Origin of the sequence: Desulfosarcina alkanivorans, from assembly GCF_009688945.1 — a bacterium.
GTDB lineage: Bacteria > Desulfobacterota > Desulfobacteria > Desulfobacterales > Desulfosarcinaceae > Desulfosarcina > Desulfosarcina alkanivorans.
Window position 1 is genome coordinate 613,484 of record NZ_AP021874.1, and the last position, 21,486, is coordinate 634,969.

General features: G+C 56.5%; 20 protein-coding genes. 12 read left to right on the forward strand and 8 right to left on the reverse strand.

Going from position 1 to position 21,486, the window contains the following annotated elements; translation table 11 throughout:
- Positions 1-103 precede the first annotated feature (103 nt).
- The 8 genes from DSCA_RS02815 (at position 104) to DSCA_RS02850 (ending at position 10,018) form a co-directional block, all read left to right on the forward strand.
- Positions 104-925, forward strand: a complete 822-nt coding sequence (locus DSCA_RS02815) for an alpha/beta fold hydrolase (protein WP_231716583.1) — start codon at positions 104-106, stop codon at positions 923-925.
- A gap of 148 nt (positions 926-1,073) precedes the next feature.
- The gene (locus tag DSCA_RS02820) at positions 1,074-1,964 is read left to right on the forward strand and encodes an amidase family protein (RefSeq protein ID WP_155314981.1); all 891 of its coding nucleotides are present in this window, start codon (positions 1,074-1,076) and stop codon (positions 1,962-1,964) included.
- A 487-nt stretch (positions 1,965-2,451) separates the two neighbouring features.
- Positions 2,452-3,558, forward strand: coding sequence for a gamma-glutamylcyclotransferase family protein (locus DSCA_RS02825; RefSeq protein ID WP_155314982.1), 1,107 nt, complete (start codon positions 2,452-2,454; stop codon positions 3,556-3,558).
- Positions 3,559-4,038: 480 nt separating this feature from the next.
- Positions 4,039-6,726 carry a PAS domain S-box protein gene (locus DSCA_RS02830; protein WP_231716584.1) on the forward strand — a complete coding sequence of 896 codons (2,688 nt, stop codon included), beginning with the start codon at positions 4,039-4,041 and terminating at the stop codon, positions 6,724-6,726.
- 11 nt (positions 6,727-6,737) lie between these two features.
- Positions 6,738-7,373: an ANTAR domain-containing response regulator gene (locus DSCA_RS02835; RefSeq protein WP_155314984.1), complete on the forward strand. Its 636-nt coding sequence runs from the start codon at positions 6,738-6,740 to the stop codon at positions 7,371-7,373.
- A gap of 231 nt (positions 7,374-7,604) precedes the next feature.
- Positions 7,605-8,585: an NAD(P)-dependent alcohol dehydrogenase gene (locus tag DSCA_RS02840; protein ID WP_155314985.1), complete on the forward strand. Its 981-nt coding sequence runs from the start codon at positions 7,605-7,607 to the stop codon at positions 8,583-8,585.
- 459 nt (positions 8,586-9,044) lie between these two features.
- Positions 9,045-9,539 carry a DUF3795 domain-containing protein gene (locus DSCA_RS02845; RefSeq protein ID WP_155314986.1) on the forward strand — a complete coding sequence of 165 codons (495 nt, stop codon included), beginning with the start codon at positions 9,045-9,047 and terminating at the stop codon, positions 9,537-9,539.
- A 134-nt stretch (positions 9,540-9,673) separates the two neighbouring features.
- Positions 9,674-10,018, forward strand: coding sequence for a DsrE family protein (locus tag DSCA_RS02850; RefSeq protein WP_155314987.1), 345 nt, complete (start codon positions 9,674-9,676; stop codon positions 10,016-10,018).
- Positions 10,019-10,187: 169 nt separating this feature from the next.
- Here DSCA_RS02850 and DSCA_RS02855 read toward each other — a convergent pair whose 3' ends face one another.
- The gene (locus DSCA_RS02855; protein ID WP_155314988.1) at positions 10,188-11,201 is read right to left on the reverse strand and encodes a tryptophan--tRNA ligase; all 1,014 of its coding nucleotides are present in this window, start codon (positions 11,199-11,201) and stop codon (positions 10,188-10,190) included.
- 353 nt (positions 11,202-11,554) lie between these two features.
- Between DSCA_RS02855 and DSCA_RS02860 the strand changes: the two genes are divergently transcribed.
- A complete protein-coding gene (locus tag DSCA_RS02860; protein WP_155314989.1) occupies positions 11,555-11,941 on the forward strand; it encodes a hypothetical protein in 387 nt (128 codons plus the stop codon).
- A 142-nt stretch (positions 11,942-12,083) separates the two neighbouring features.
- On the opposite strand, the gene DSCA_RS02865 is transcribed toward DSCA_RS02860, so the two are convergent.
- Both DSCA_RS02865 and DSCA_RS02870 read right to left on the reverse strand, forming a co-directional pair.
- Positions 12,084-13,052 (reverse strand): SEL1-like repeat protein, encoded by a 969-nt coding sequence (locus DSCA_RS02865; protein ID WP_155314990.1) that lies wholly within the window; start codon positions 13,050-13,052, stop codon positions 12,084-12,086.
- Positions 13,053-13,121: 69 nt separating this feature from the next.
- On the reverse strand, positions 13,122-14,153 hold the full coding sequence (locus tag DSCA_RS02870) for an FUSC family protein (RefSeq protein WP_155314991.1): 1,032 nt from the start codon (positions 14,151-14,153) through the stop codon (positions 13,122-13,124).
- A gap of 145 nt (positions 14,154-14,298) precedes the next feature.
- Here DSCA_RS02870 and DSCA_RS02875 point away from each other — a divergent pair, with 145 nt between their 5' ends.
- From DSCA_RS02875 to mutM, 3 genes are all read left to right on the forward strand, one after another.
- Entirely contained in the window at positions 14,299-15,123 is an 825-nt protein-coding gene (locus DSCA_RS02875) for a potassium channel family protein (protein ID WP_167527570.1), read from the forward strand.
- A gap of 84 nt (positions 15,124-15,207) precedes the next feature.
- Complete coding sequence (locus tag DSCA_RS02880) at positions 15,208-15,795, forward strand: class I SAM-dependent methyltransferase (RefSeq protein ID WP_155314993.1); 588 nt, start codon at positions 15,208-15,210, stop codon at positions 15,793-15,795.
- Positions 15,796-15,851: 56 nt separating this feature from the next.
- The gene (gene mutM / locus DSCA_RS02885; RefSeq protein ID WP_155314994.1) at positions 15,852-16,712 is read left to right on the forward strand and encodes a bifunctional DNA-formamidopyrimidine glycosylase/DNA-(apurinic or apyrimidinic site) lyase; all 861 of its coding nucleotides are present in this window, start codon (positions 15,852-15,854) and stop codon (positions 16,710-16,712) included.
- A 34-nt stretch (positions 16,713-16,746) separates the two neighbouring features.
- Here mutM and DSCA_RS02890 read toward each other — a convergent pair whose 3' ends face one another.
- The 5 genes from DSCA_RS02890 to DSCA_RS02910 all read right to left on the reverse strand — a co-directional run bounded on the left by DSCA_RS02890 (position 16,747) and on the right by DSCA_RS02910 (position 21,342).
- The gene (locus DSCA_RS02890) at positions 16,747-17,091 is read right to left on the reverse strand and encodes a hypothetical protein (protein WP_155314995.1); all 345 of its coding nucleotides are present in this window, start codon (positions 17,089-17,091) and stop codon (positions 16,747-16,749) included.
- Positions 17,088-17,363 carry a hypothetical protein gene (locus tag DSCA_RS02895; protein ID WP_155314996.1) on the reverse strand — a complete coding sequence of 92 codons (276 nt, stop codon included), beginning with the start codon at positions 17,361-17,363 and terminating at the stop codon, positions 17,088-17,090. The genes DSCA_RS02890 and DSCA_RS02895 overlap by 4 nt, the downstream gene beginning before the upstream one ends.
- Before the next feature lie 115 nt (positions 17,364-17,478).
- Positions 17,479-17,928, reverse strand: coding sequence for a response regulator (locus DSCA_RS02900; protein ID WP_155314997.1), 450 nt, complete (start codon positions 17,926-17,928; stop codon positions 17,479-17,481).
- Positions 17,929-17,940: 12 nt separating this feature from the next.
- On the reverse strand, positions 17,941-19,608 hold the full coding sequence (locus tag DSCA_RS02905) for a sensor histidine kinase (RefSeq protein ID WP_155314998.1): 1,668 nt from the start codon (positions 19,606-19,608) through the stop codon (positions 17,941-17,943).
- A gap of 48 nt (positions 19,609-19,656) precedes the next feature.
- Positions 19,657-21,342, reverse strand: a complete 1,686-nt coding sequence (locus tag DSCA_RS02910; RefSeq protein ID WP_155314999.1) for an SLC13 family permease — start codon at positions 21,340-21,342, stop codon at positions 19,657-19,659.
- Between the last annotated feature and the right edge of the window lie 144 nt (positions 21,343-21,486).

Below are 21,486 nucleotides of genomic sequence, written 5' to 3' on the forward strand. Positions count from 1 at the left end.
ATGATCTTCAACCACAACCATCAGCTTCACAAGGATTCGGGCCACTTCGTGACCCTCACCTGTGAGCTGGCGCGTTATACAAAGGAATTGAAACAGATAATTGATGACTGGTTTAGGCTGGGAAGAAAATAAGCGTATTGGTATTTATGGAAATAAAGGGCCAACTGCAATTGTTTTGCATGGAGGACCGGGGGCATCAGGGAGCGCAGCACCTGTTGCTATAGGGCTTTCTTATCACTTCAGGGTATTGGAGCCTTGGCAGCGCCGCAGCAGTGACATCCCACTAACTGTTGCTGTTCATATTTCTGATATTTACGATTTAATAAAATCTTGCTGTAGTGATGAAAAACCAATCCTTGTGGGTGAATCCTGGGGCGCAATGCTTGCGTTGGCTTATGCCGCTGAATATCCTGAAACTGTTGGGCCTATTGCACTCATCGGTTGTGGTACTTTTGACAAAAAGGCTCGCGCAGAAGGAATTAAAATACGCCAAAATAGAATTAAAGATTATATAAAAAATCACCCGGAGCATCGTTCCGATCTGAAACTTTCGATTTCCGAACAAATAATGAAATGGCACGAAATGACAGATTCATACGAGTTGGATCCAATCAAAACCGAATATCCATTAACAGAGCCATTTGATATGAAAGCGCATACTGAGACATGGAGCGATATGTTACGTTCCCAGGATGAAGGGAAATATCCTCAGGCATTTACATCAATTAAATCCCCAGTAATTATGTTGCATGGTGCTTATGACCCGCATCCTGGAAAGCTCATAAGAAATAACCTGAGACAATATATACCTCAATTAGAATATTTTGAATTTGAAAAATGTGGTCACGCCCCCTCGGTTGAAAAATATGCAAAAGATGATTTTTTCAAAGTAATGCAAAACTGGTTGATGAATATGCCTGAATAACCGAGTACCGCGGTTGTTTCAACCCCGTGAACAGGTACAAAAAAATAGGAATTGAAAAATGGGCAGAGAATGCGGCAGGATGCTATTGAAGGCCTCGGTGATAGGAATGACGGAACATCTTAGAAAGACAAACCGGCGTTCATAACGGATGTGCCCGCCGGAGACGCAAAGCACATTTCGGCAGCGCAAAGGGGAAAAATGCAGCAGATCGTCAACGTTCCGGTTGTGGCCCTCGCCAACGCCATTCGTAATCGGGAGATTTCCTCGAACGGGACATATTTTCCCTTTTGGCGGGGTGCTGGATTCTTTTCAACAAATGGGGCCAATGGCCCGCTCCGTTGATGACCTCTCTTTGCTTCTGCCTCTTATCGCCGGTCCAGACCACATCGATCCCGGTTTGGTGCCAATGCCCCTGGATGATCCCAAAGCGGTGGCATTGACCGATCTCCGCGTTGCTTTCCATTCGGACAACGGAATCATCACTCCATCACCGGAAACAGCGAAAGTGGTACGTGATGCAGCGGCAATCCTTGATGATCGGGGTTTGATCATCAACGCGGTCCGCCCGCATGGCATCGAGCAGTCCTATGATCTGATGATCGGGCTGTTATCGGCGGACGGGGGGGCGTCGATCCGAAGATTGCTGCAGGACGCCGGCACAAAGGCGCATACCCTCCCGTGGCTGGGGCTCGCAGAGCCCGCCGATGCGACCCGGTTCGATGCACTGATGTTGAAATGGTCCCGATTTCGCAGCATTATGCTGTCATTTTTTAAAGACTACGATCTGATCCTGAGCCCCGTAAATGCCTTTCCGGCCATGCTGCCTGGATCATCGGGCGCTGATTTGGAGGCGTTCAGTTATACCATGGCCTACAATATGACCGGCTGGCCGGCTGCCGTTGTACGAGGCGGCACCTCCCCGGACGGGCTTCCCGTTGGCGTGCAAATAGTTGCCCATCCGTGGCGGGAAGACGTTGCCCTGGCCGTTGCCGGATATCTTGAAAAAGCGCTTGGTGGGTTTAACCCGCCCCCGATATAGTAAAAAATCGCGGGATCACTTTCCGGGGGGGCGCACGTCGACCGAAAACTGAACAGGGGCTGCCCGGACGCCGGCCAAATGGGGCGCGATCAGGCCGCGCGACCAGTTTTACCTTGGATTTAACCGCAGGCATATGGCTGATATTCCGAGGATAAAATTTTTCGCATAACGCAGATAGGGGGTCAAATACCCTTTTATGGATAAACACTGACGACACTTCATGGTATCATGGCACCGGAAGTTGATGCCGGCACCCCGGTAACGGCATACCATTTGGCTATCGCTTCAAGGGAAGCCACTTGAAGTGCCCGGCGTCAAGCGTTCCGACAGGAAAACGGGATCCTGTGATCCTGATGACAGATGAATTTTTTGAAAACACCGTTGACAGCGATCTTTATTTCCTCCTTTGAAAAGAAAGTTGTCCATACTGCATGCGCCATGGTGAAAACGACCGATACCGGTGTGTTCACCGCTGAGGAAAACATATGTGTCACCCGACGGCACGGATCGAGCGGTCGGTGACAAGGGCCGTCGTGCCGTCGGCGAAAGGGGGCGAATGCTGGCCACCAACTGGAGCACGTGGGTTGAAATGTTTCTGGGCCTGGCGGAAATCGGGCTGCTCGTAGCCGCCGTATACCTTATCATCGCCCAGTTCACGAGAAGCCGGGCGTCCATGTACATCGAGCGCTTCAACAGCAGTGATGCGATGGAGAGTCGCGTCGCCGTGGACCGCTGGCTGGAGGCCCATGTCACGGCCAAGGCCCGCCTGGAGGAACTGGAACGGGACCCCGCGCTCCGCACCCATCTCCGGCGGTTCACGAACCTGTTCCAGGAACTCGGTGCGGCTTACCAGTTCGGTGTCGCCCATCGGAAGACGGTTCGGGTGCTGTTCGATGCACTCGTCGTCATGTACTGGGAGCGATTGCGGTTCTGGGTCGAGGATTACCGGGCCAATTCCGACCCCACGCTTTATTCGAGATTCGAATATCTCTACAACGAGATCAGGACTCGCGAACGGAAGACGCGACCCCGGCTGGACTATGTCGTCGCGTACGGTTCGCTGATGAATCCGGCCAGTCTCAGTGCCGGGCTGGGCAGGGATGCCTCGATCGATGAACTCATCCCTATAGAGGTCGTGGATTGGGAACGACGATGGACCGTGGGAGAAACCGTCAGATTGTCGGGTGCGGGCCAGACGACCACCGCCGCATTCCTCAATCTCGAGCCCTCGCCCGGCCAGCGTACGGCGGCTGCAATGATCAGGGTGTCCCGCTCCGAACTGGCGCGGCTGACCGTTCGGGAGAAGAACTACGACGCGAGGGACCTCAGGGATGCCGTCCGGCTGATTGGTGGACGGCGCGTTGGTCCGGGCGCGGCCGTATGGTGCTTTGTCGGTCGAAGGCGGCATCGCGTGATCGCCGGGGACGATGACGTCGTTGTCCTGGAAGAATACGTCAGCAAGGTCGAACAGGCGGCGGAACGGATAGACCCGACGATGATTGCCGAGCTTCGCGCCTCTGTTGCCGCAGCCGGGTTCGAGCCGGCATCAGGGCCCTACCAGTTTGCCGATCCGGACCAGCGGTCGCTGGTTTGATCAACAGGGGGTATTGAAATGAACCACCACAAGGGCGTCACCGTGCCGGAGGGCAAAAAAACCGATCGGGCTGTCAAGGAAATATCCGACAGATACGAATGGTTGCTAAACTATATTCCCGGAATGGTTTTCGTTCTCGTACGGCATTCCGACGGGACCTATATGTTTTCCTACGTCAGCGATTCATCTTTCAAACTGTTTGATTTGGACCCCCAGGCGTTAACGCGTGACTGGACCCTTTTTTTTCGTCTCATTCATCCGGATGATCAAACAAGATTTCTCGAATCGGCCAGAATATCTGCTCAGACGATTCAACCCTGCAAAGAAAAATTACGTTTTATCGTTAACGGGGAAGCGCGCTGGTATGACTACCTGTCCCGTCCGCAACGTCAGCCCAACGGTGATACGTTCTGGGATGGCATTGTTCTGGAAGGGACGGATCCTGAAGGGACAGAAGCGGTCCTGCATGAAAAGGAGGAAATGTTTCCAGGCACCTCGAAACAGGATGCCGTGGGCATTGGCCATGTCGGGCTCGACGGTTCATGGCTTCACGTCAACCAACGATTATGCGATATGTTGGGCTATTCACGAGAAGAACTGATGAACCTCACCCTTCAGGATGTCACCCATGCCGATGGCCTGACAACGGATATCGACCACGTCCGGAAGATGCTCAAGGGAGAAATACAGACCTACGCAATTGAAAAACGCTGTGTCCACAAAAAGGGAACCCCGGTCTGGACCAATCTCACGGTTTCACTGGCAGGGCATAGGAAAGGGGACGCCAGCCATTTTCTTCTGTTAGTGGAGGATATTTCAGCCCGTAAGAATTCGGAAAAGATACAAAAAAACCATCTTTACCTGCTGACCAATCTGGAACGGATCAACCGGGTTGTCAGTTCCGCGATCAATCTTGAACAAATGATGCGGGATGTGCTCGAAGCCGTATTGTCAATATTCGACTGTGACAGGGCATTTCTCCTTTTTCCTTGCGACCCGGATTCTTCCTTCTGGCGGGTGCCCATGGAACGAACCGTACCGGGATATCCGGGTGCCGAGGCTTTAAACCGGGACTTTCCCATGCAGCCATGGGTTGTTGAAATCCTCCGGGTGTTGCTCGAAACTGACGGTGTTGCGGTATTTGGCCCGCAGGAGGGAGAACCCCTTCCTCCGGAGGGATGGGACCAGTTCCACATCCAGTCCGCTATGGCAATGGCTGTGTACCCCAAGGGGGATAAACCATGGATGTTCGGGATGCACCAGTGCGCTTTCCCGCGCATCTGGTCGGAGGATGAAAAGACATTATTCCGGGAAATCGGTCGCCGGATTTCCGATTCCCTGACCACACTCCAGGCGTTTCGTAAGCTGCAGAAAAGTGAAGACCGATTCCGTACGCTGGTGGAAAACCTTCCCGGTTGCGTTTATCGCTCTGAACTCAAAAACCCCTGGCGGCTGGAGTATGTCAGCGAGTCGGTTCTTGAACTTACCGGCTATTCCCCCAGTCAGTTTACAGAGACGAACGAGATCAATTTCGGCGACCTGATCCTGGATGAAGACCTGCAGGAGGTGGGCCGTCTTGTCGAGGAAGGGGTATCGAATCGAAGCCATTACGAAAGTGAATACCGGATCCGGCATGCCTCAGGCGATGTCCGGTGGGTTTTCGAGAAGGGGCGGGCCAGTTACGATGAGGGGGACAATCCCCGCTGGCTCGACGGTGTGATTGTTGATATCACGGAGAGAAAAAATATTGAAAACCGACTGCGAAACAGCGAGGCTCGACTGAAAGAAGCGCAGAAAATGGCTAAGCTTGGCCATTGGAAATTGGATGTCAAGACCGGCGATTGCGAATGGTCGGATGAAACTTACCGAATTTTCCGGCTTGACCCTGAAACATTCAAACCACAAATAGATTCGATTATGGCACTGTCTCCCTGGCCAGGCGACCATGAACGTGACCAGGAAATTATCAAAAGAGTGACAGAGAACCGCGAGCAGGGGTCGTTTGAACAGCGGTTCCTCCGCCCTGATGGCAGCATCGGCTATTACGTCTCGATTTTTCGCGGCGTTTTCGATGACCATGACAACCTTGTCCGAATTATGGGAACCATACAGGATGTCACCGAACAAAAACGAACCAATGAGGCATTGAAGAAAAGCGAGGCCACGCTCCGCAGCATCTTTGAAAGCTCTCCGATGCTGATGGGAATCGTCGAATTAACCGCGGATGACAAAATCGTTCATATCTACGACAATCCGGCAACCGCCCGGTTTTTTAATGTTGAATCCCAAGGTGCTGGAGAAATAGCTGCCGATGAGTTAGGGGCGCCTTCAGAAGCAATCAGCGAGTGGTTGGTACACTACCGCCAGAGCCAGAACGAGGGCAAACCGGTGCGCTTCGAATACATCCATCCCGCGCCGGACGGCCCGCTCTGGCTGTCGGCAACAGTCTCGACAATCGGCCCGGGCCGCAATGGACGCACACGGTTCAGTTACGTGGCCGAGGATATCACCGAGCGTAAGCAGGGAGAGGTGAAACTGCAGGAATATGCCGAAACCCAAGAGGTGCTGCTGCGGGAGGTCAATCATCGTGTCAAGAATAATCTGGCCGTGATCATCAGTATGCTGCACAAGGAGGAGGACCTTGCAAAACTCAAGGGCCAGACCGCCCCGCTCTCTCTCCTGCACGATCTGGAGGGGCGTATCAGAGGGCTGCTTACGGTTCACAGTATGTTTTCAGCAAGTAACTGGCAGCCGTTGTTTTTGAGCCAGCTTTGCAGACAGATCATTAAAGGGAATATTGACTCGAATACCGCAGCCATAAAACTATCTGTTTCAGCGTCGGACGTGCTGGTCGACAGCAACCAGGCCCACCATCTGAGTATGGTGATCAATGAGCTGACGACAAATACCCTAAAATATGCCATCCGTAAAGGAAACCGGTCCCGTATCGATGTTGATATTAAAGATGACGCCGGCAAGGTCTTTCTGACTTTCCGGGACAATGGCCCGGGGTATCCCGAAAATATCATTAAGGGAAACTATGCCGGCGCAAGTATTGGTTTTGAGCTTGTAACCGGAATCGTGAAAAAAAGCCTGCGCGGGACCATTTCGTTCAAAAATGAAAACGGCGCTGTTATTGAAATAGGATTTGACACGATCGGAAAATAAAAGGATGCCCTATGCCCATCGATAAAACCATTAAAATCCTTGTTGCGGAGGACGACTACCTTATCAGCGAGGACATCATCCGCGGGCTGAAGATGCAGGGGTATGCCAATATCATAGAGGCGGTTGACGGTGAAGATGCCTATGAAAAGACCTGCTCTGTGCACCCCGACATTGTTCTGATGGACATAATGATGCCGAGGCTTGACGGTATCGCGGCCGCGCAGAAAATCCAGGCGTGCTGCCCCACACCCATCGTCATTCTCACCGCATACGAATCGTCGGATTTCGTTATCAAAGCCCGTGCTGCGGGCGTGTCCGCATTTTTAACCAAACCTCCCCGGCAGGATGACCTTGAACGGGCTATCGTCATCGCCATGGCCCGTCACGCGGACCTGATGGAACTGCGCAGGCTGAACCAGGCGCTTGAACTGGCATTGGTGGAAATAAAAAGATTGCAAGGGATCCTGCCGATCTGTGCCAAATGCAAAAAAATAAGGGATGACAAGGGGTATTGGCAGCAGATTGAAGCCTATATCAGCGATCATTCCGAAGCCGAGTTCAGCCATAGCATATGTCCGGATTGTGCCAGGCAGCTCTATCCTGAATTGTGTGACCAGGATCAGCGTCCAACCGACGGATCCGGTTGACATTAAAAACCGTACCACCGATTTAAACGTTGGGAATAAGCAGCATGGCGCCGGTCAACCGTTATGCCCCTGCATTGAAGATGTGAAAATCGTATTTGAAGCCCAACCAGGGGAAAACGAGATCGCTTTCCCGGAGCAGAAATTATTCAGGTTCAACTGTTCACGCGTCGTCCCTTATTCATATGAGAATTTTATGATCAAAGCCATCTTCCATGAAATTGAAGGCCACGTATGAAAGCCGTTGTGTATGAACGATATGGACCGCCCGATGTCCTTGAAGTGAGGGAGGTGGCGAAACCGGTCCCCGGGGACCATGAGGTTCTGATCAAAACCTGTGCGACAACGGTGACCTCAGGGGACTGGCGGGCGCGCAGTCTCGATGTCCCTGTCGGCTTCGGGTTCATCTCGCGTTTGGTCTTTGGCGTATCCGGACCGAGGAACCCCGTTCTTGGAACGGAGCTTGCCGGTGTCGTTGAATCAGTCGGCAAAAGGGTAAGCCAATTCAAAGCCGGTGATCCGGTTTTTGCCTTCAGCGATGCCGGTATGGGCTGTCATGCCGAGTACAAATGCATGCCTGAAGACGGGGCGGTGGCGCCAAAACCCGCCACGCTGAGCTTCGATGAAGCCGCCGCTCTGTCTTTTGGCGGCACCACGGCGTTGGATTTCTTTAAAAGAGGAAAACTCCAAAGCGGCGAAACGGTGCTCGTCAATGGCGCTTCCGGAGGGGTGGGCACCGCCGCGGTGCAGCTGGCCAGGTATTTTGGCGCCCGCGTAACCGGGGTGTGCAGTACCGCGAACCTGGCGCTGGTGAAATCGCTGGGGGCCCATCGGGTGATCGATTACACCCGGGCGGATATCACCCAGCGCGACGAAACCTATGACGTCATTATGGATACCGCCGGCACGCTGCCGTTTCCCCGGGCCAGGGGGCTGTTGCGGGAACATGGCCGCCTTCTTCTGGTTCTCGGACGTCTGCCGGACATGCTTCGAATCCCCTGGGTGTCGATGACCAGCGGCAAAAAAATCATCGCCGGGCCGGCATCCGGGCGCCGGGCGGACCTGCTCGTCCTCGCCCGGCTGGCTGAGGCGGGAAAATATAAACCGGTGGTTGACCGGCGTTATCCGTTCGAGCAGATCGTGGACGCGCACCGCTACGTCGACACCGGGCACAAGCGGGGAAATGTGATCATCACCCTGGCGCATGACGGCTGAATGACGGTGCGACGATGACCCGGAGTGATCCTCACCATCCTGACCCCTGCGAAAGGAGACCTGCCTTGTCGATCCCCCTGACCCCGATGCCCGCCTGGCTGACCGGGTGGATGGCACTTCAGGGAATTCCCCGGTGGGGTGCCGCCGGACTGCGATATTTTTCCACCCCGCTGGATTGCACAGCAAAAGGCTTTCCCCTTGCCCTTGCCTGGGTGGTCCCCATGAATCCCCGAATCATGACCCGCATCCAGAACGGGCCGGACCGGGCCTACGCCGATGAATATGCCAGGGTGAATGGCCGCATCAATGACCTGTCTGGCGCCCGGTGGCCGAAATCAAAAAAAGAGGTCGTCGATCCATTGATATGGCCTTCGGTTGACAGGGCCGTCCCGTCGGGAGAAAATCCTGATGGACGGAGACCAAAGAACTATGAAAACGACACCATAAGGAGGGATTGGAATGAATACCATGGATGCGGATCTGGTTTCCCCATGCGGGTTGTACTGCGGCGTCTGCGCCATTCATATTGCCCATCGCGACAATAATGCAAAATTGAAGCAGCGCCTGGTGGGCCTATACAAGGGCGGCGTTGCCGGCAAAGGGGTGCTGCCCAACAGTGAAACGCTTACCGTGGATGGCATCCGATGCCGAGGCTGCCTGTCGGATGACCGGTTTATGCACTGTGAGCAGTGTGCGATCAGGGACTGCACGCAGGCCAGGGGCTACACGGGATGCCATCAATGCGATGACTTTCCCTGTCCGCACGTTGAAAATTTTCCCATGGCGATCGGAAAAAAAGTCATTTTACGGGCGGTCCCTCACCGGCGGAAAGTCGGAACGGAGAAATGGGTGCGCGATGAAAAGGCCCGCTACGTGTGTCCCGACTGCGGGCATACGGTTTTCCGGGGCGCAGTACGGTGCAATCGTTGCAGCGCAGCGTTGGATCTGGACTGATTGCCTCCGGCGGAAGTACCGTTTTCTTGTCAATCATGGCCTCGACGGACGCCTGCCGGTGTGGCAGGCACGGCACGACCGACACCCGATAATCATTACCGGCCGTCAACTCCCAATGGAAAGCGAGATCACCAGTGAGCCAAAAAACACATCTGTACGTCCTGTGGACCACCGACAATCCCATTACCGCAGAAAAAATGGTGTTCATGTACACGGTCAACTCCCTGGTTCACGGGTGGTGGGAAGCCGTCACCCTGATCATCTGGGGCGCCCCCGCGAAATTGGTGGGTGAGGATGAAACCGTTCAGAAAATGGTGGCCGATGCCCTGGACGCAGGCGTTCATGTATCGGCCTGCAAGGCTTGCGCGGATCAACTGGGGGTAACGGAAAGGCTGGAAAAGCTCAACATCGAGGTCAAGTATTGGGGCATTCCGCTGACTGACATCCTGAAAAGTGACCAGGCGCTGATAACCCTGTAAACCGGCATCGTTGACGCAGCCCCCCACACGCCCCGCTGGTTCCAAAAAATCAGTGGGGAGTGGCTACAGAGAAGCGGTACCATTTCGGCGTCGCTTCACAAAGGAAGAAGGACTGACCGTCAGTTCAGTCCTTCGTATCCCATGACGGGCCTGCAGCGAGGTCCTGTTCTCATCCCCCGATGGGCCGGATCCCCGCGGCCTTGCGTATATCGGACAGGAAAGGGACGCTGTGTTCCCTGGCCCGCCGGGCTCCCTTTTGAAGGACCGACTCGATGTACGCCGGGTCAGCGATCAGTTTTTCGTATTGTCGGCGGGGTGCTTCCAAAACCGCGTTGACGGTTTCAAAAAGAATCTGTTTCATTTCACCCCACGATATCCCTTCGGCGTAGCGGCGGCGCATGGCCGCTGTGGCGTTATCATCGGCAAAGGCCCGGTAGATGCCGAACAGGCTGCTGGTGTCCGTATCCTTCGGGGCTTCCGGCGGCGAGGTGTCGGTCTTGATTTTCATGATCAGCTTGCGCAGTTTTTTTTCGGGGAGGAACAGGGGAATGGTATTGTTGTAGCTCTTGCTCATTTTTCGGCCGTCCAGACCGGTCAGCACCGCTGTATTATCGTCAACCACCGCCTCGGGCGGGACAAGCAGTTCTCCGAAGTGATGGTTGAAACGCAGGGCGATGTCCCTGGCCATTTCAAGGTGCTGGATCTGGTCGCGGCCCACCGGTACCTTGGTCGCTTTAAACATCAGGATGTCAGCCGCCATGAGGATGGGATAACTGAACAGGCCCATGGTGACCCCTTTGTCCGGGTCCCGTGTGCCCGCGGTTTCATTCTCAGCGACGACGGCCTTGTAGGCGTGGGCCCGGTTCATCAGCCCCTTGGCGGTCATACAGGTCAGAATCCATGTCAATTCGGGGATTTCGGGGATGTCGCTCTGCCGGTAAAAGATGGCGTTGTCCGTATCCAGACCCAGGGCGATCCAGGCGGCCGCCACTTCCAGGCTGCTCTGGTTGACCCGTTCCGGGTCGTGGCATTTGATCAGGCTGTGGTAATCGGCCAGGAAATAAAAGCTTCTGACTTGCCTGTCCCGGCTGGCCTCGATGGCCGGCCGGATGGCGCCCACATAATTTCCCAGGTGCGGTGTGCCGGTGGTGGTGATGCCGGTCAGTATGGTTGTTTTGGACATGAACTTTCCCCGTTCTATTGGTAAATGGTTGGTTGATTCGGCCCGGCTCGGAATCGGATTCGATTGCCGGGCAAGGGACAAAGGGGTTTATACGGCAAATATCCTCGGGAAATCAAGGGGCGGTGTTTACTTTGGAGGCGTTCGGGCCTGCCAGGAACCCCGTGCGGGAGCGCGACCGCGCGTCCACAAGCCCCCCTAAGGCGCCATGGCCTTCGCAGGACGGTCTGCTGGACGGTGAGGGGCTATTAAGAGACAACCCGCGCAGGCGCTGGCAGGATGGTCGCACTCACCGGTTGTTGTTCAGCGGACGCCGTCCACCGTGGCCGTCCCCATAGGGTGTCGGAGGTGATACCATGCGCAGAGTCACATTGCTTGCCGTCGACGCGGCGATCAACCTGATCCTGGGGGTGGTGCTGATGGCCTTTCCCGACCGGCTGGTCGCGCTGCTGGGGGTTCCGCCGGCGCCCGGCCGATTTTATCCCAGCCTGCTGGGCGGGGTTTTGTTCGGAATCGGCATTGCCCTCCTGATCGAGCGGCGCCATGGGGCAGGAAACGGCAACGGCCTGGGGCTTGCCGGAGCGGTGGCCATCAACCTTTGCGGCGGCCTGGTGCTGGGTTTTTGGCTCGTATCCGGCGCTGTGTCACTGCCCATGCGCGGGGTGCTTTTTCTGGGGGCGATCGTTCTGCTCCTGCTCGGACTCAGCATGGCGGAACTCGCAAGGGGGGGATGGCGCCGGTGATACCGGTCCGGATCGATCCAGCCGGTATTTTTCCCGATCATAAATCCCGTCACCGTTCTCCCGATTTTTTCCCGCCTGAATGCCGGTACCGGCGGAATGAACCGTTTGTCGGCATGGCGGAAATCCTTGGTGGTCAGACCGTTTATTGCCGCTGCAGCCTGGTGATCGCCTCCGTCGCCTCCGCCTCCATCGCCGGCAATTGCTCCGCCGGCAGATTTTCAGCAATTCGGGCCAGAAGTTCCGGTGCCGTCGGCTCGTTGCCCATGGCCGCCGCCATGGCCCAGAAATAGGCCTCCTGATAGTCATGCGGATCCCGTGCCAGCCGGTAGCGTAATCGGGCAAGCTTGATCTGTGCCTCCACGCTGTTGCGCTCGGCCGCACGGCGATAAGACGCGATGGCCATATCCACCTCCTGGTCGGTGCTGTTTTCGCGGGCGCACCGGTCACCCAGTTGGATCAAGTCGGTCAGTCGGCCACTTTCAACGGCGCTTGCATAAAGAAGCGCCAATTTTTTCTTTTTCTCTTCGATCTGCGGATCGAGGGCGTTGATCCGGGCCAGCCGGGTTTCAATGTCCTTCCGGGTGATCGCCTTCAAGCCAATTTCATAGGGTTGGAAGACAACGGCCTGATCCGGGGGCAGCCCCTGCAGCAGCCGGGTGTACCAGTCGGATGCCCGGGCGATGCATTGCCTGAGGTCGGCGCCTTCACTGTTTCGTTGCCTTTCATAGTGGCCGGCCAGTTTGAATTGTGCGATCCGATCTCCGGCCGCGGCCATTTTCTGGGCGAGCAGCACCCATTTTTCCGGCCACGACGCCTTTTCCTCCCCATAGAAACCATCATAGATGTCCAGCAGAGCAAGCGCGGATGGCCGGTGCCCGTTACTCGCCGCCTGCTCATACCAATGGACCGCCTTTTCCAGGATCCGCATGTCGGGTTCAAAAAGATCTTCGGCTTCGGCCTCGTCTTTGTAGACCTGGGCCAGCCTGAACTGCGCCTCTGTATCGCCGGCGACGGCGGACTCCAGGAGCGACAGCTTTTCATCGCGGTCCACCGCCCCGGCCGCTGCCGCCCAGAAAAACAGGATCGAGAAAAACACCACGACAGGCTTCATGCCAACTCCTTTTTTTTCCGTTTTCCGCTGATCCGGATCCGGCCCGTTCAGCGGGTTCCGGCAGCCGGATCAGACCCAGCAGGGTTCGTTTATGGCGCCGAGAATATCCTCGGCGAAATAACGCAGGCTGCTGTAAAATGAAAATACCTGAACGAGCTTTTTTGAGTCGAACCTGCGTACCAACCCTTCTTTTCGAAGATTGAGAAGCCTGGCATCCAGTTCCGAAATGGCGCGCTGGAGGTCCTTTTTTCCGCTCAGGGGATCGTTTTTTGCCAGCAGAACAAGGGCATTCCCGCTTTTCCGGGCCAGTTTTTTCAGCTCCGGGGACATGATGATGTCATACCCGTGATCGTCAAGGGCGTTCAATGCACGGACCATATTGCGCAGATGCTCGACCGACCGGCTGATGACGGAGACTTTCAGGGCAAAATTTTCCCTGAATTTCTTATGGTAGATCAGCGATTCATGCCGCCGGGTTTTCTGCAGCAGGGCATGGTTGTTCCAGACATCGTTGACCAGTTCCGTTACCGCGGATTCGCCAACCTGCTGCTGCCTGGAAACAAAGGCCTCCACCAGTACGCCGCATTGATGCGCACACGTTTTGGCCTGGGTTACCAGTTTGATCCTGAGCACATCCACTTTTCTTTTCGGGAAAATCAATACCGAGACGGAAAAGGCACACAGAATGCCGATGCCGATTTCCAACACCCGTGATAGTCCGAAAATAAATACATCCTGGGTCTCCAGCCCCGTCATGACCACAATGACAACCGTGATGCCGGCCATCCGGTAACGCGTTTTATAGCGTGTGAGAAAACTGCATATGCCGATGGTCACGAATAGAGCGATGCCGACAAAAACCGGCGTTTTGGGAATCACCAGGATCACCAGGACACCCAGCATGGCTCCGATAAGGGTGCCGGTGAACCGGTACAGACACATTTCCACTGAATCGGCCACATAAACCTGCATCACGATGACGGTGGAGATGACCGCCCAGTATCCGAATTCAAGCGCCAGGACCGTCGTTATCCCATAGGCCAGCAGGGCTGCCAGCGCGGTCTTGAATCCATGTGTCACATGTGTTGACGAAATGTCCATGGTGCACCTTTGAATTTAAAAGCCGGCTTTCATACTGTATCTGTGGATGGAAGGCAAGCCATGTGATAAAATAAGATCCGATGCCGAAGCGGCACCAGGGGAGCGACAACCGCCACGCCCTTTTCAGACATCCGGACAGCCAGATATGACAGAAAACAACAGGATCCGCCTCAACATCTACCTGACCGTTTTCATCGGCCTTCTTTCCCTCGGTATCGCCGGCTTCATGCTCGTCGAACGGTTTTCGCTGACGGACGCGATCTATTTTTCCATTGTAACCATGGCCACGGTGGGTTACGGGGACATCCACCCCCAGAGCGATGTGGGGAAACTTCTGGCGCTGATTCTCATCGTGGGGGGCGTGGGCACCTTTCTGGGCGTGATCGCCAGCATTACCGACCTGTTTGTCAACCGGCGGGAAGAGGCATTCAGGCGACAGAAACGCAATATGGTGACCGGACTGTTCTTCAGTGAAATGGGCAGCGAGCTGCTGAAGCGGTTCAACCGCCTGGACCCGGAAACCAAAATCCTGCAGGACATCCTCCATATTTCGCAAAAATGGCACGACGGCGATTTTGAGCGGGCCCAACGGGCAATTCAGCAGCAGCCGCTGGTCATCGACCTGAGCAGGTGTGATTTGGGTACACTGCGGGACGGTCTGGAAAAAAAAGGCGACCTGCTGTTGCGGCTGATCGAAAATCCCGTGGTCCAGGAAGATGGGAACTTTACCGAGCTGCTGCGCGCCGTCTTTCACCTTCGCGACGAACTGTTGAACCGTCCCGATCTGGTCGGATTGCCCGCATCCGACCGAAAGCATCTGGAAAATGACATGGTTCGCATCTATGGCCTGTTGATCGTTGAATGGCTGCACTACATGCGCCATCTGAAAAAACGGTACGGGTATCTTTTCTCCCTGGCCGTGCGCACCAATCCATTTGACCCGACGGCGGATGTCGTTGTCCGGGAATAAGCGTCAGGCGGCCGGGCCGCAATTCAACAGGGGACTTCATCACCGGCAGTTTTGCTGCGGGCACGGACGGCAGGGGAGATGGTAATGACCAACGGCGGTAAACCGGCGCCAAAACGGCCCCCGCGGCAGGGGAAATTCACCGAGGGCCTGCTGGACAATGCGCGCATCCTCGACGCACTGGGCATCAGGGCCGGCCAGACCATCCTGGATGCCGGCTGCGGCAACGGCTATATGGCCAAACGGTTCTGGCATGCCGTCAGCCCATCCGGAAAGGTGATTGCCCTGGACCCGGACGAATCCCTGATCAGCATTCTGAAAAAAGAAACGCAAGGGACCCAGATTGATGCCATTACCGGCGATATCACCCGGCCCACCCGGATCGATTCATCATCGATAGACCTGGTCTACCTCTCGACGGTGGTACACGTCTTTTCCAAACGGCAGATGGGGGGATTCATAACGGAAGTTGAACGCCTTTTAAAACCCGACGGGGTGCTGGCCGTCGTGAATATAGAAAAGAAAGCGACCCCATTCGGACCGCCACTGGCGTCAAGGCTGTCGCCTGAGGCGTTAAAGAAAATAATTCCCCTGTCCGCCGGCGACACCATCACGGTGGGCCGGCATTTTTACATGCAGATTTTTCATAATGGGACCCCGAACGGGAAACGATGAACGGCAGCGCCCGGTTGGGGGATGATCGACGCAGAAGGTAAGATGAACGCTGCCGGATGACCCGGCGACAGAGAGACGAAATGCCCGAACTGCCCGAAGTTCAGACCATTGTTGATATCCTCAATCATCAGGAAGTCCCCGGCAACCCGATTTCCCGTGCGTCCGTCTACTGGGCCAAAACCATTGCCGGCCGCTCCCCGGAGGATTTTTGCGAGAAGATAACGGGGTGTACCATCCGGCCCATTCGCCGGCGGGGCAAATATATCGTATTGCCTTTATCCGGGGGCCTGACCCTGCTGGTTCACCTGCGCATGACCGGACGGCTGAACTGGGTGCCGGCGGACAGCGCCCGCAACCGGCATGAGCATGTGGTCCTGGACGTGGGCCCGATGCACAGCCTGCGATTTCAGGATACCCGCAAGTTCGGACGGATGGTGCTGACCCGGTCGCCGGAGACGCTCCTGAACCGGCTGGGTCCTGAACCACTGGATCGCCGTTTTACGGCCGGATGGTTCGCCGGCACGCTGCAGACCCGGCAGCGGCAGATCAAACCGCTGCTGCTGGACCAGGGATTCCTGGCCGGTCTGGGCAACATTTATGTCGATGAAGCCCTCTGGGAGGCCGGCATTCACCCCCAGCGCATCAGCCGGTCGCTGACCCGACGGGAGGTCGGCGCCCTGCATCGGGCCATCCCCCATGTCCTGCAAAAAGGCCTCAGGAACCTGGGCACTTCCCTGGGATCGGGGCGGGCCAACTTTTATTTTCCGGGAAACGGGACCGGGCGCAACGCCGAGGAACTCAATGTCTTCCGGCGCACCGGCGCGGCCTGCCCGCGCTGCGGCAGTGTTATCGTGCGCATTCGTGTGGCCCAGCGCAGCAGCCATATCTGCCCCCGGTGCCAGAAACGGCACGTCTGACGGCCATATGGCCGTGATGGGCACTTTTTTCACGTCAGTCCAGATACTTCAACCCGACCCCATATCGGCTGGCGGTGTCGCTTTTTATTTCTTTGCGCCATTTGACTTCCGCAAGAAAAATGGATCGAAATCCGCCCTCGGCAGCCTCCGGGAACCGGACATGGGGATATCGGGTGGTACGGACCACGAGGAAACTTCCCGGTTCGAATGCCCTGCGCGTGACGACATAGGACCCGTTTTCAGAGACATTTAACATGACGCCCCTGGAATCAGCGGTGCCGCGAATGCTGGAATAGGGCCTGCATTTCACCTCGGCCTCGGTGGGAAGGCGCATCCCGCGCCGAATGCGAGTCGGCTTTCCGGCAGGTGTGGTCATCATTCCTTGAAGACCTCGCTGAATCGTCCGGTCACCTCGATATCGGCAGTCCGGTGGTTTAAGCGGTTCATCCGGGGGATGAAGACGTCCAGGCCGAAGGCGTTGACGGTCCGCAGGCCATCCGTGTCGATGGCTATTTTTCTGGAGTTGCCGGCCGCCTTGTCGAGCCTGCAGATCAGTTCACAGGCTGCGGAGGCATCGAAATCGCCTGACAACAGCAACGATAGTGACCGGATATCTTTTCTCTTCGTACAGACCCGAAAATTTTTTGCCATAATCGTTCCTCCTTTCCAGCCGGAATCACCCCACACCCTGCCGGCGGTGAAACCTCCACACCGTAGGGAGAGAAGGGCGGTCGCTGGGGGCGGCCCGCTTTCGCCGGTTCCGGGTCTACTCTTTCTCGAACACCCGGCTGGGATAGCGGATCAGCTCCTGGATCTTGGCGTCCCGGATTTTTTTGTCGTGGGCGGACTTTTTCTCGAAGGCCTGGGCCATCTTGGAGAGCAGGTCGTCGAATTTCATGGGCTTGAGCAGGTAGTCGAAGGCGCCCTGTTTCATCCCCTCGATGCTGGTCTCGACGGACGCATGGCCGGTCAGCAGCAGCACTTCCACCAGGGGCTGGATGCGTTTGATTTCCCGAAGGGTCTCGATGCCGTCCATGCCGCCGGGCATCTTGATGTCCAGCAGCACCACGTCGTACAGCTCCTCTTTTAAAACGTCGAGGGCCGCTTCACCGCTGGCCACGCCCCTGGCGTCCAGTTTGCGCTTGTTGAGCCGGTTGACGATGGTTTCCAGAAAGTCGGTCTCATCATCCACCACCAGGATCCTGAAGGTATACATGTCGGTTTCTCCTTATTTTTTCTCGGGCAGAACCACCGGAAGGTGGACGATGAATTCGGTCCCCGCCCCATCGTTGTTTTTCACGGTGATCCGGCCACCCAGTTTTTCTATGATACTGTAGCTGATGGACAATCCCAGTCCGGTCCCCCTGCCGTCGTGCTTCGTCGTGAAAAACGGATCGAAAATCTTTTTCAGGATCGCCGGGTCGATACCGGGGCCGTCGTCCTGAATGATAATCCTGATCACATCCTTGTTCAATTGGGTGGTAATGTCGATGGTGCCGTCGCTGCCGATGGCGTCGACGGCATTGTTGATCAGGTTCATGAACACCTGCTGCAACTGGGACTGGTCGCTGGCGATGACCGGCAGCCGGTCGGCAAAGTGCTTGCGGATTTCGATGTCGTTGATGCGGGCATGGTTGGCCAGGATGTCGATGGTCTGGTCCAGAACCCGGTTGACCTCCACATCGTCGAGCCGAGGCTCCATGCGGCGGGCGAATCCCAGCATGGAATGGGTGATTTTTCTGGCCCGGTCCACATGCTCCTCGATCTTGGTGATCGAGGCGGCAAACTCCCTGTAGTTGTCGCTTTGCCGGAATTCCTCTTCGGCCAGCAGGTCTTCCATCCATCCGGCTTTTTCGCCGATCACCGCCAGCGGGTTGTTGATTTCGTGGGCGATGCCCGCGGCCATCTTGCCCAGGGCCGCCAGCTTGTCCTGTTGAATCAGCTGGCTGTTCAGTTCGTTCATCTCCCGGTCGGTGGCTTCCAGGTGGCCGACCAGGGTGTGGGAAATCAGCACGATGGCCAGGAAGATGACCAGGCAGCCCGTGGCGATAATGAGAATTTCCGTATTGCGGGCCTTGACCAGCCATCCGCGCTCCTGACCCGCAATCTGGCTGATGACCAGCATCCAGTCATTGTCCTTGAGCCAGGCGCCGCCAATGTAGCGGGTGTCGGCACCGGCCTGTTTGATTTCAATGACCGTGGTCCCCTCTCCGAACCGCTGCGTATCGATCCCCGACGGTCCGAGAATGGCCCCGTCGAACCGGGGGCTGGTCTGGAAGACGCCTTCCCGGTTCACGATATAGGCATCCCCGCTGGTGCCCACCTGGGCATTTCTCACCAGCCGGTTGAAAATTTCCGAATCGATGGTTGCCCGCAGGATCCAGCAATCGTTGTTGCAGGCCCCTTTGACGGCAATGATCACGTGGGGGACCTGCCGGAAGCCCATAAACACGTTGCTGATAAATTTCCCCTGGCGCAGGACCTCGTCGAACCAGGGCTGCTGGTAGTAGTTGAGCCCCTTGAGATTGTACGGTCCCGAGTAGGCCAGCTGGTTGCCTTTGTTGTCGATGACCCCCAGATCAACCAGCCCGAGCCCATCGGCGCGCTGGTTGATCTGCCAGAACAGGCGGCTGAGGTTTTCCTGATTGCTGAGTTCATCGAAGGACTGGGTCGCCACGATCATGGCCAGGATGGTGGTCCGCTCCCGGAGGAAGACCTCCACGGCGTTGCTCTGAGAGCGGGACAGGTGATGGATCTGATCCTCGATTCGCTCGGCGTAAAGCTTGCCGAACTGATAGTAGATGGCCATGCCCAGCAGAATCAGCGGGCCAATGGACACCGCCAGCGTGATGCTGATCAGCTTCAGTCGCAGATTTTTATAAAGCAGTCGTTTCATGTCGCTTCCATGGCCAGGACCCGGTTGCGGTGCAATGAACGCAGTCCCCTACCAGGCGATGAACCGCCAGTACCCCAACACTCCCCAGATCCAAAGCACCAGCCAGGCCAGAATGGTGACAGGCAGCCCGTATTTGACGAAATCCATCACATCCAGCAGGCGTTCGCCGGTCTCCGGGTCCTTGCCCATGCCGAAGCAGATGGCGTTGTTGGGGGTGCCGACCACCAGGAAATTGGCAAAAGAGGAGGAAAATGAGGTGATCAGCCCCACTTTCCACACACTCACATTGGCCAGGGTGGCCATGGGCAGGACGATGGGGCCCAGGGCCGCCACCGTGGCGCCGTCGCTCATGAAGTTGGTCATGGTGCCGGTGAGCAGGCTGACGCCGATGACCAGGCCGTCCCCGTGGGTGAGAAAATCGGGAAGCATGCCGACGAATGTACTGGCCAGCCACAGGGCGCCGCCGGTGAATTTGAGGGCCACGCCCATGGCGCAGGCGGCGGCGTACAGACCCACCACGTCAAAAGCCACACCGTTCTGGATGTCCTCCCAGCGAAGGATGCGGCACAGAAACATGGCCATGACCGCATACAGCGTGGGGCCGCCAAGTCCTGCGTGTTCGCCGAGCAGAATCCACGCGAGGATCAGCAGCACCAGGATGACCGCCATCATGGCTTCGCGTCCGCCGAACCGCGGCATGTTCTTCACCTCGGACTTGACCACCTTGGCGGGGTTGACGTCCTTGACCATGAATTTGGGTTTGCAGCGCAGGTACATGTACAGCCCGATCACCCAGGACATGACCGGCACGAAAGGCATGCCGGTTTTCATCCATTCCAGGAAACTGATGGGCATGCCGTACTCCGCCAGGTAGCCCACCATGATGGCGTTGCGACCGCCGGCCGCCGGTGAGCCGGGACCGCCGTGGTTGGCGGCAAAACAGACCCCCAGCAGCAGGAAAATGGCCAGGGCGCGGTCTTTCTTGACACCGTACATCTTGCAGGTAACCTTGTAAACACCCATCAGTACGGGAATCAGCAGGGCCACCAGGGCATGCTCGGACAGAAACCCGGCACTCATCGCCAGCATGGGCAAAAAAACAAATGCGAAGGCTTTGGTGCTTTTTATCCGGCTGAGCAGGATCAGGCCGATGCGCTTGTCAAGCCCTGTTTTGGCCACCCCCACGGCCACGGCGAGAATGCCGAAAATGAAAAATACGGCATCCTTCATGTACGCCTTGGAGATTTCATTGACCGGCAGGATGGCGAACAGGTAGAGCATGACGCCAACCATGATGTCGGTCGCTCCCAGCGGGAGGGACTCCGTCCCCCACAGAAACGCCGCCAGGAACAGGATGCAGACCGTGATTTTGGCCATCTGGGCGACCTCATAGTCGGTCAGCAGGGGGGAGACCTGGCCGTGGGCGTCGGCCTGGGTGGGCTCCGTCCCGTCCTGTGCCGCCTGAAAGGCAGCCGGGTGCAGCTTTTTATTCACCGTATCGGCGATGGTTTTGCAGCCACGGGCGAGGGTATACCCGTTGGGATTTTCCCGTTTGACCATGTCGATCATGCCATGGGGCGGCGGCAGCAGGACCAGGGCGGTGAACACCAGTGCGGCCAGAATCAACATGACGGGCTTATATCCCGGCTGGCTTTTCCAGGTCCAGTTCCGATCCCCCACTTCATCCATGAGCATCGGGTCGTATCCGTGCTCCACTGCGGTCTGATGTGACATTCCTCCTCCTTTTGGGCAAACACGGGCATGTGCGTTGTCATCGCGCCCAACACCAGTTGAGCGCCCAGTCGGGCGCACCGGGGCGGTCAGCCTTTACGTGAGCAATGGGTGTGCCATCGTGGAAAAGATGGGGGGGGAGAATAA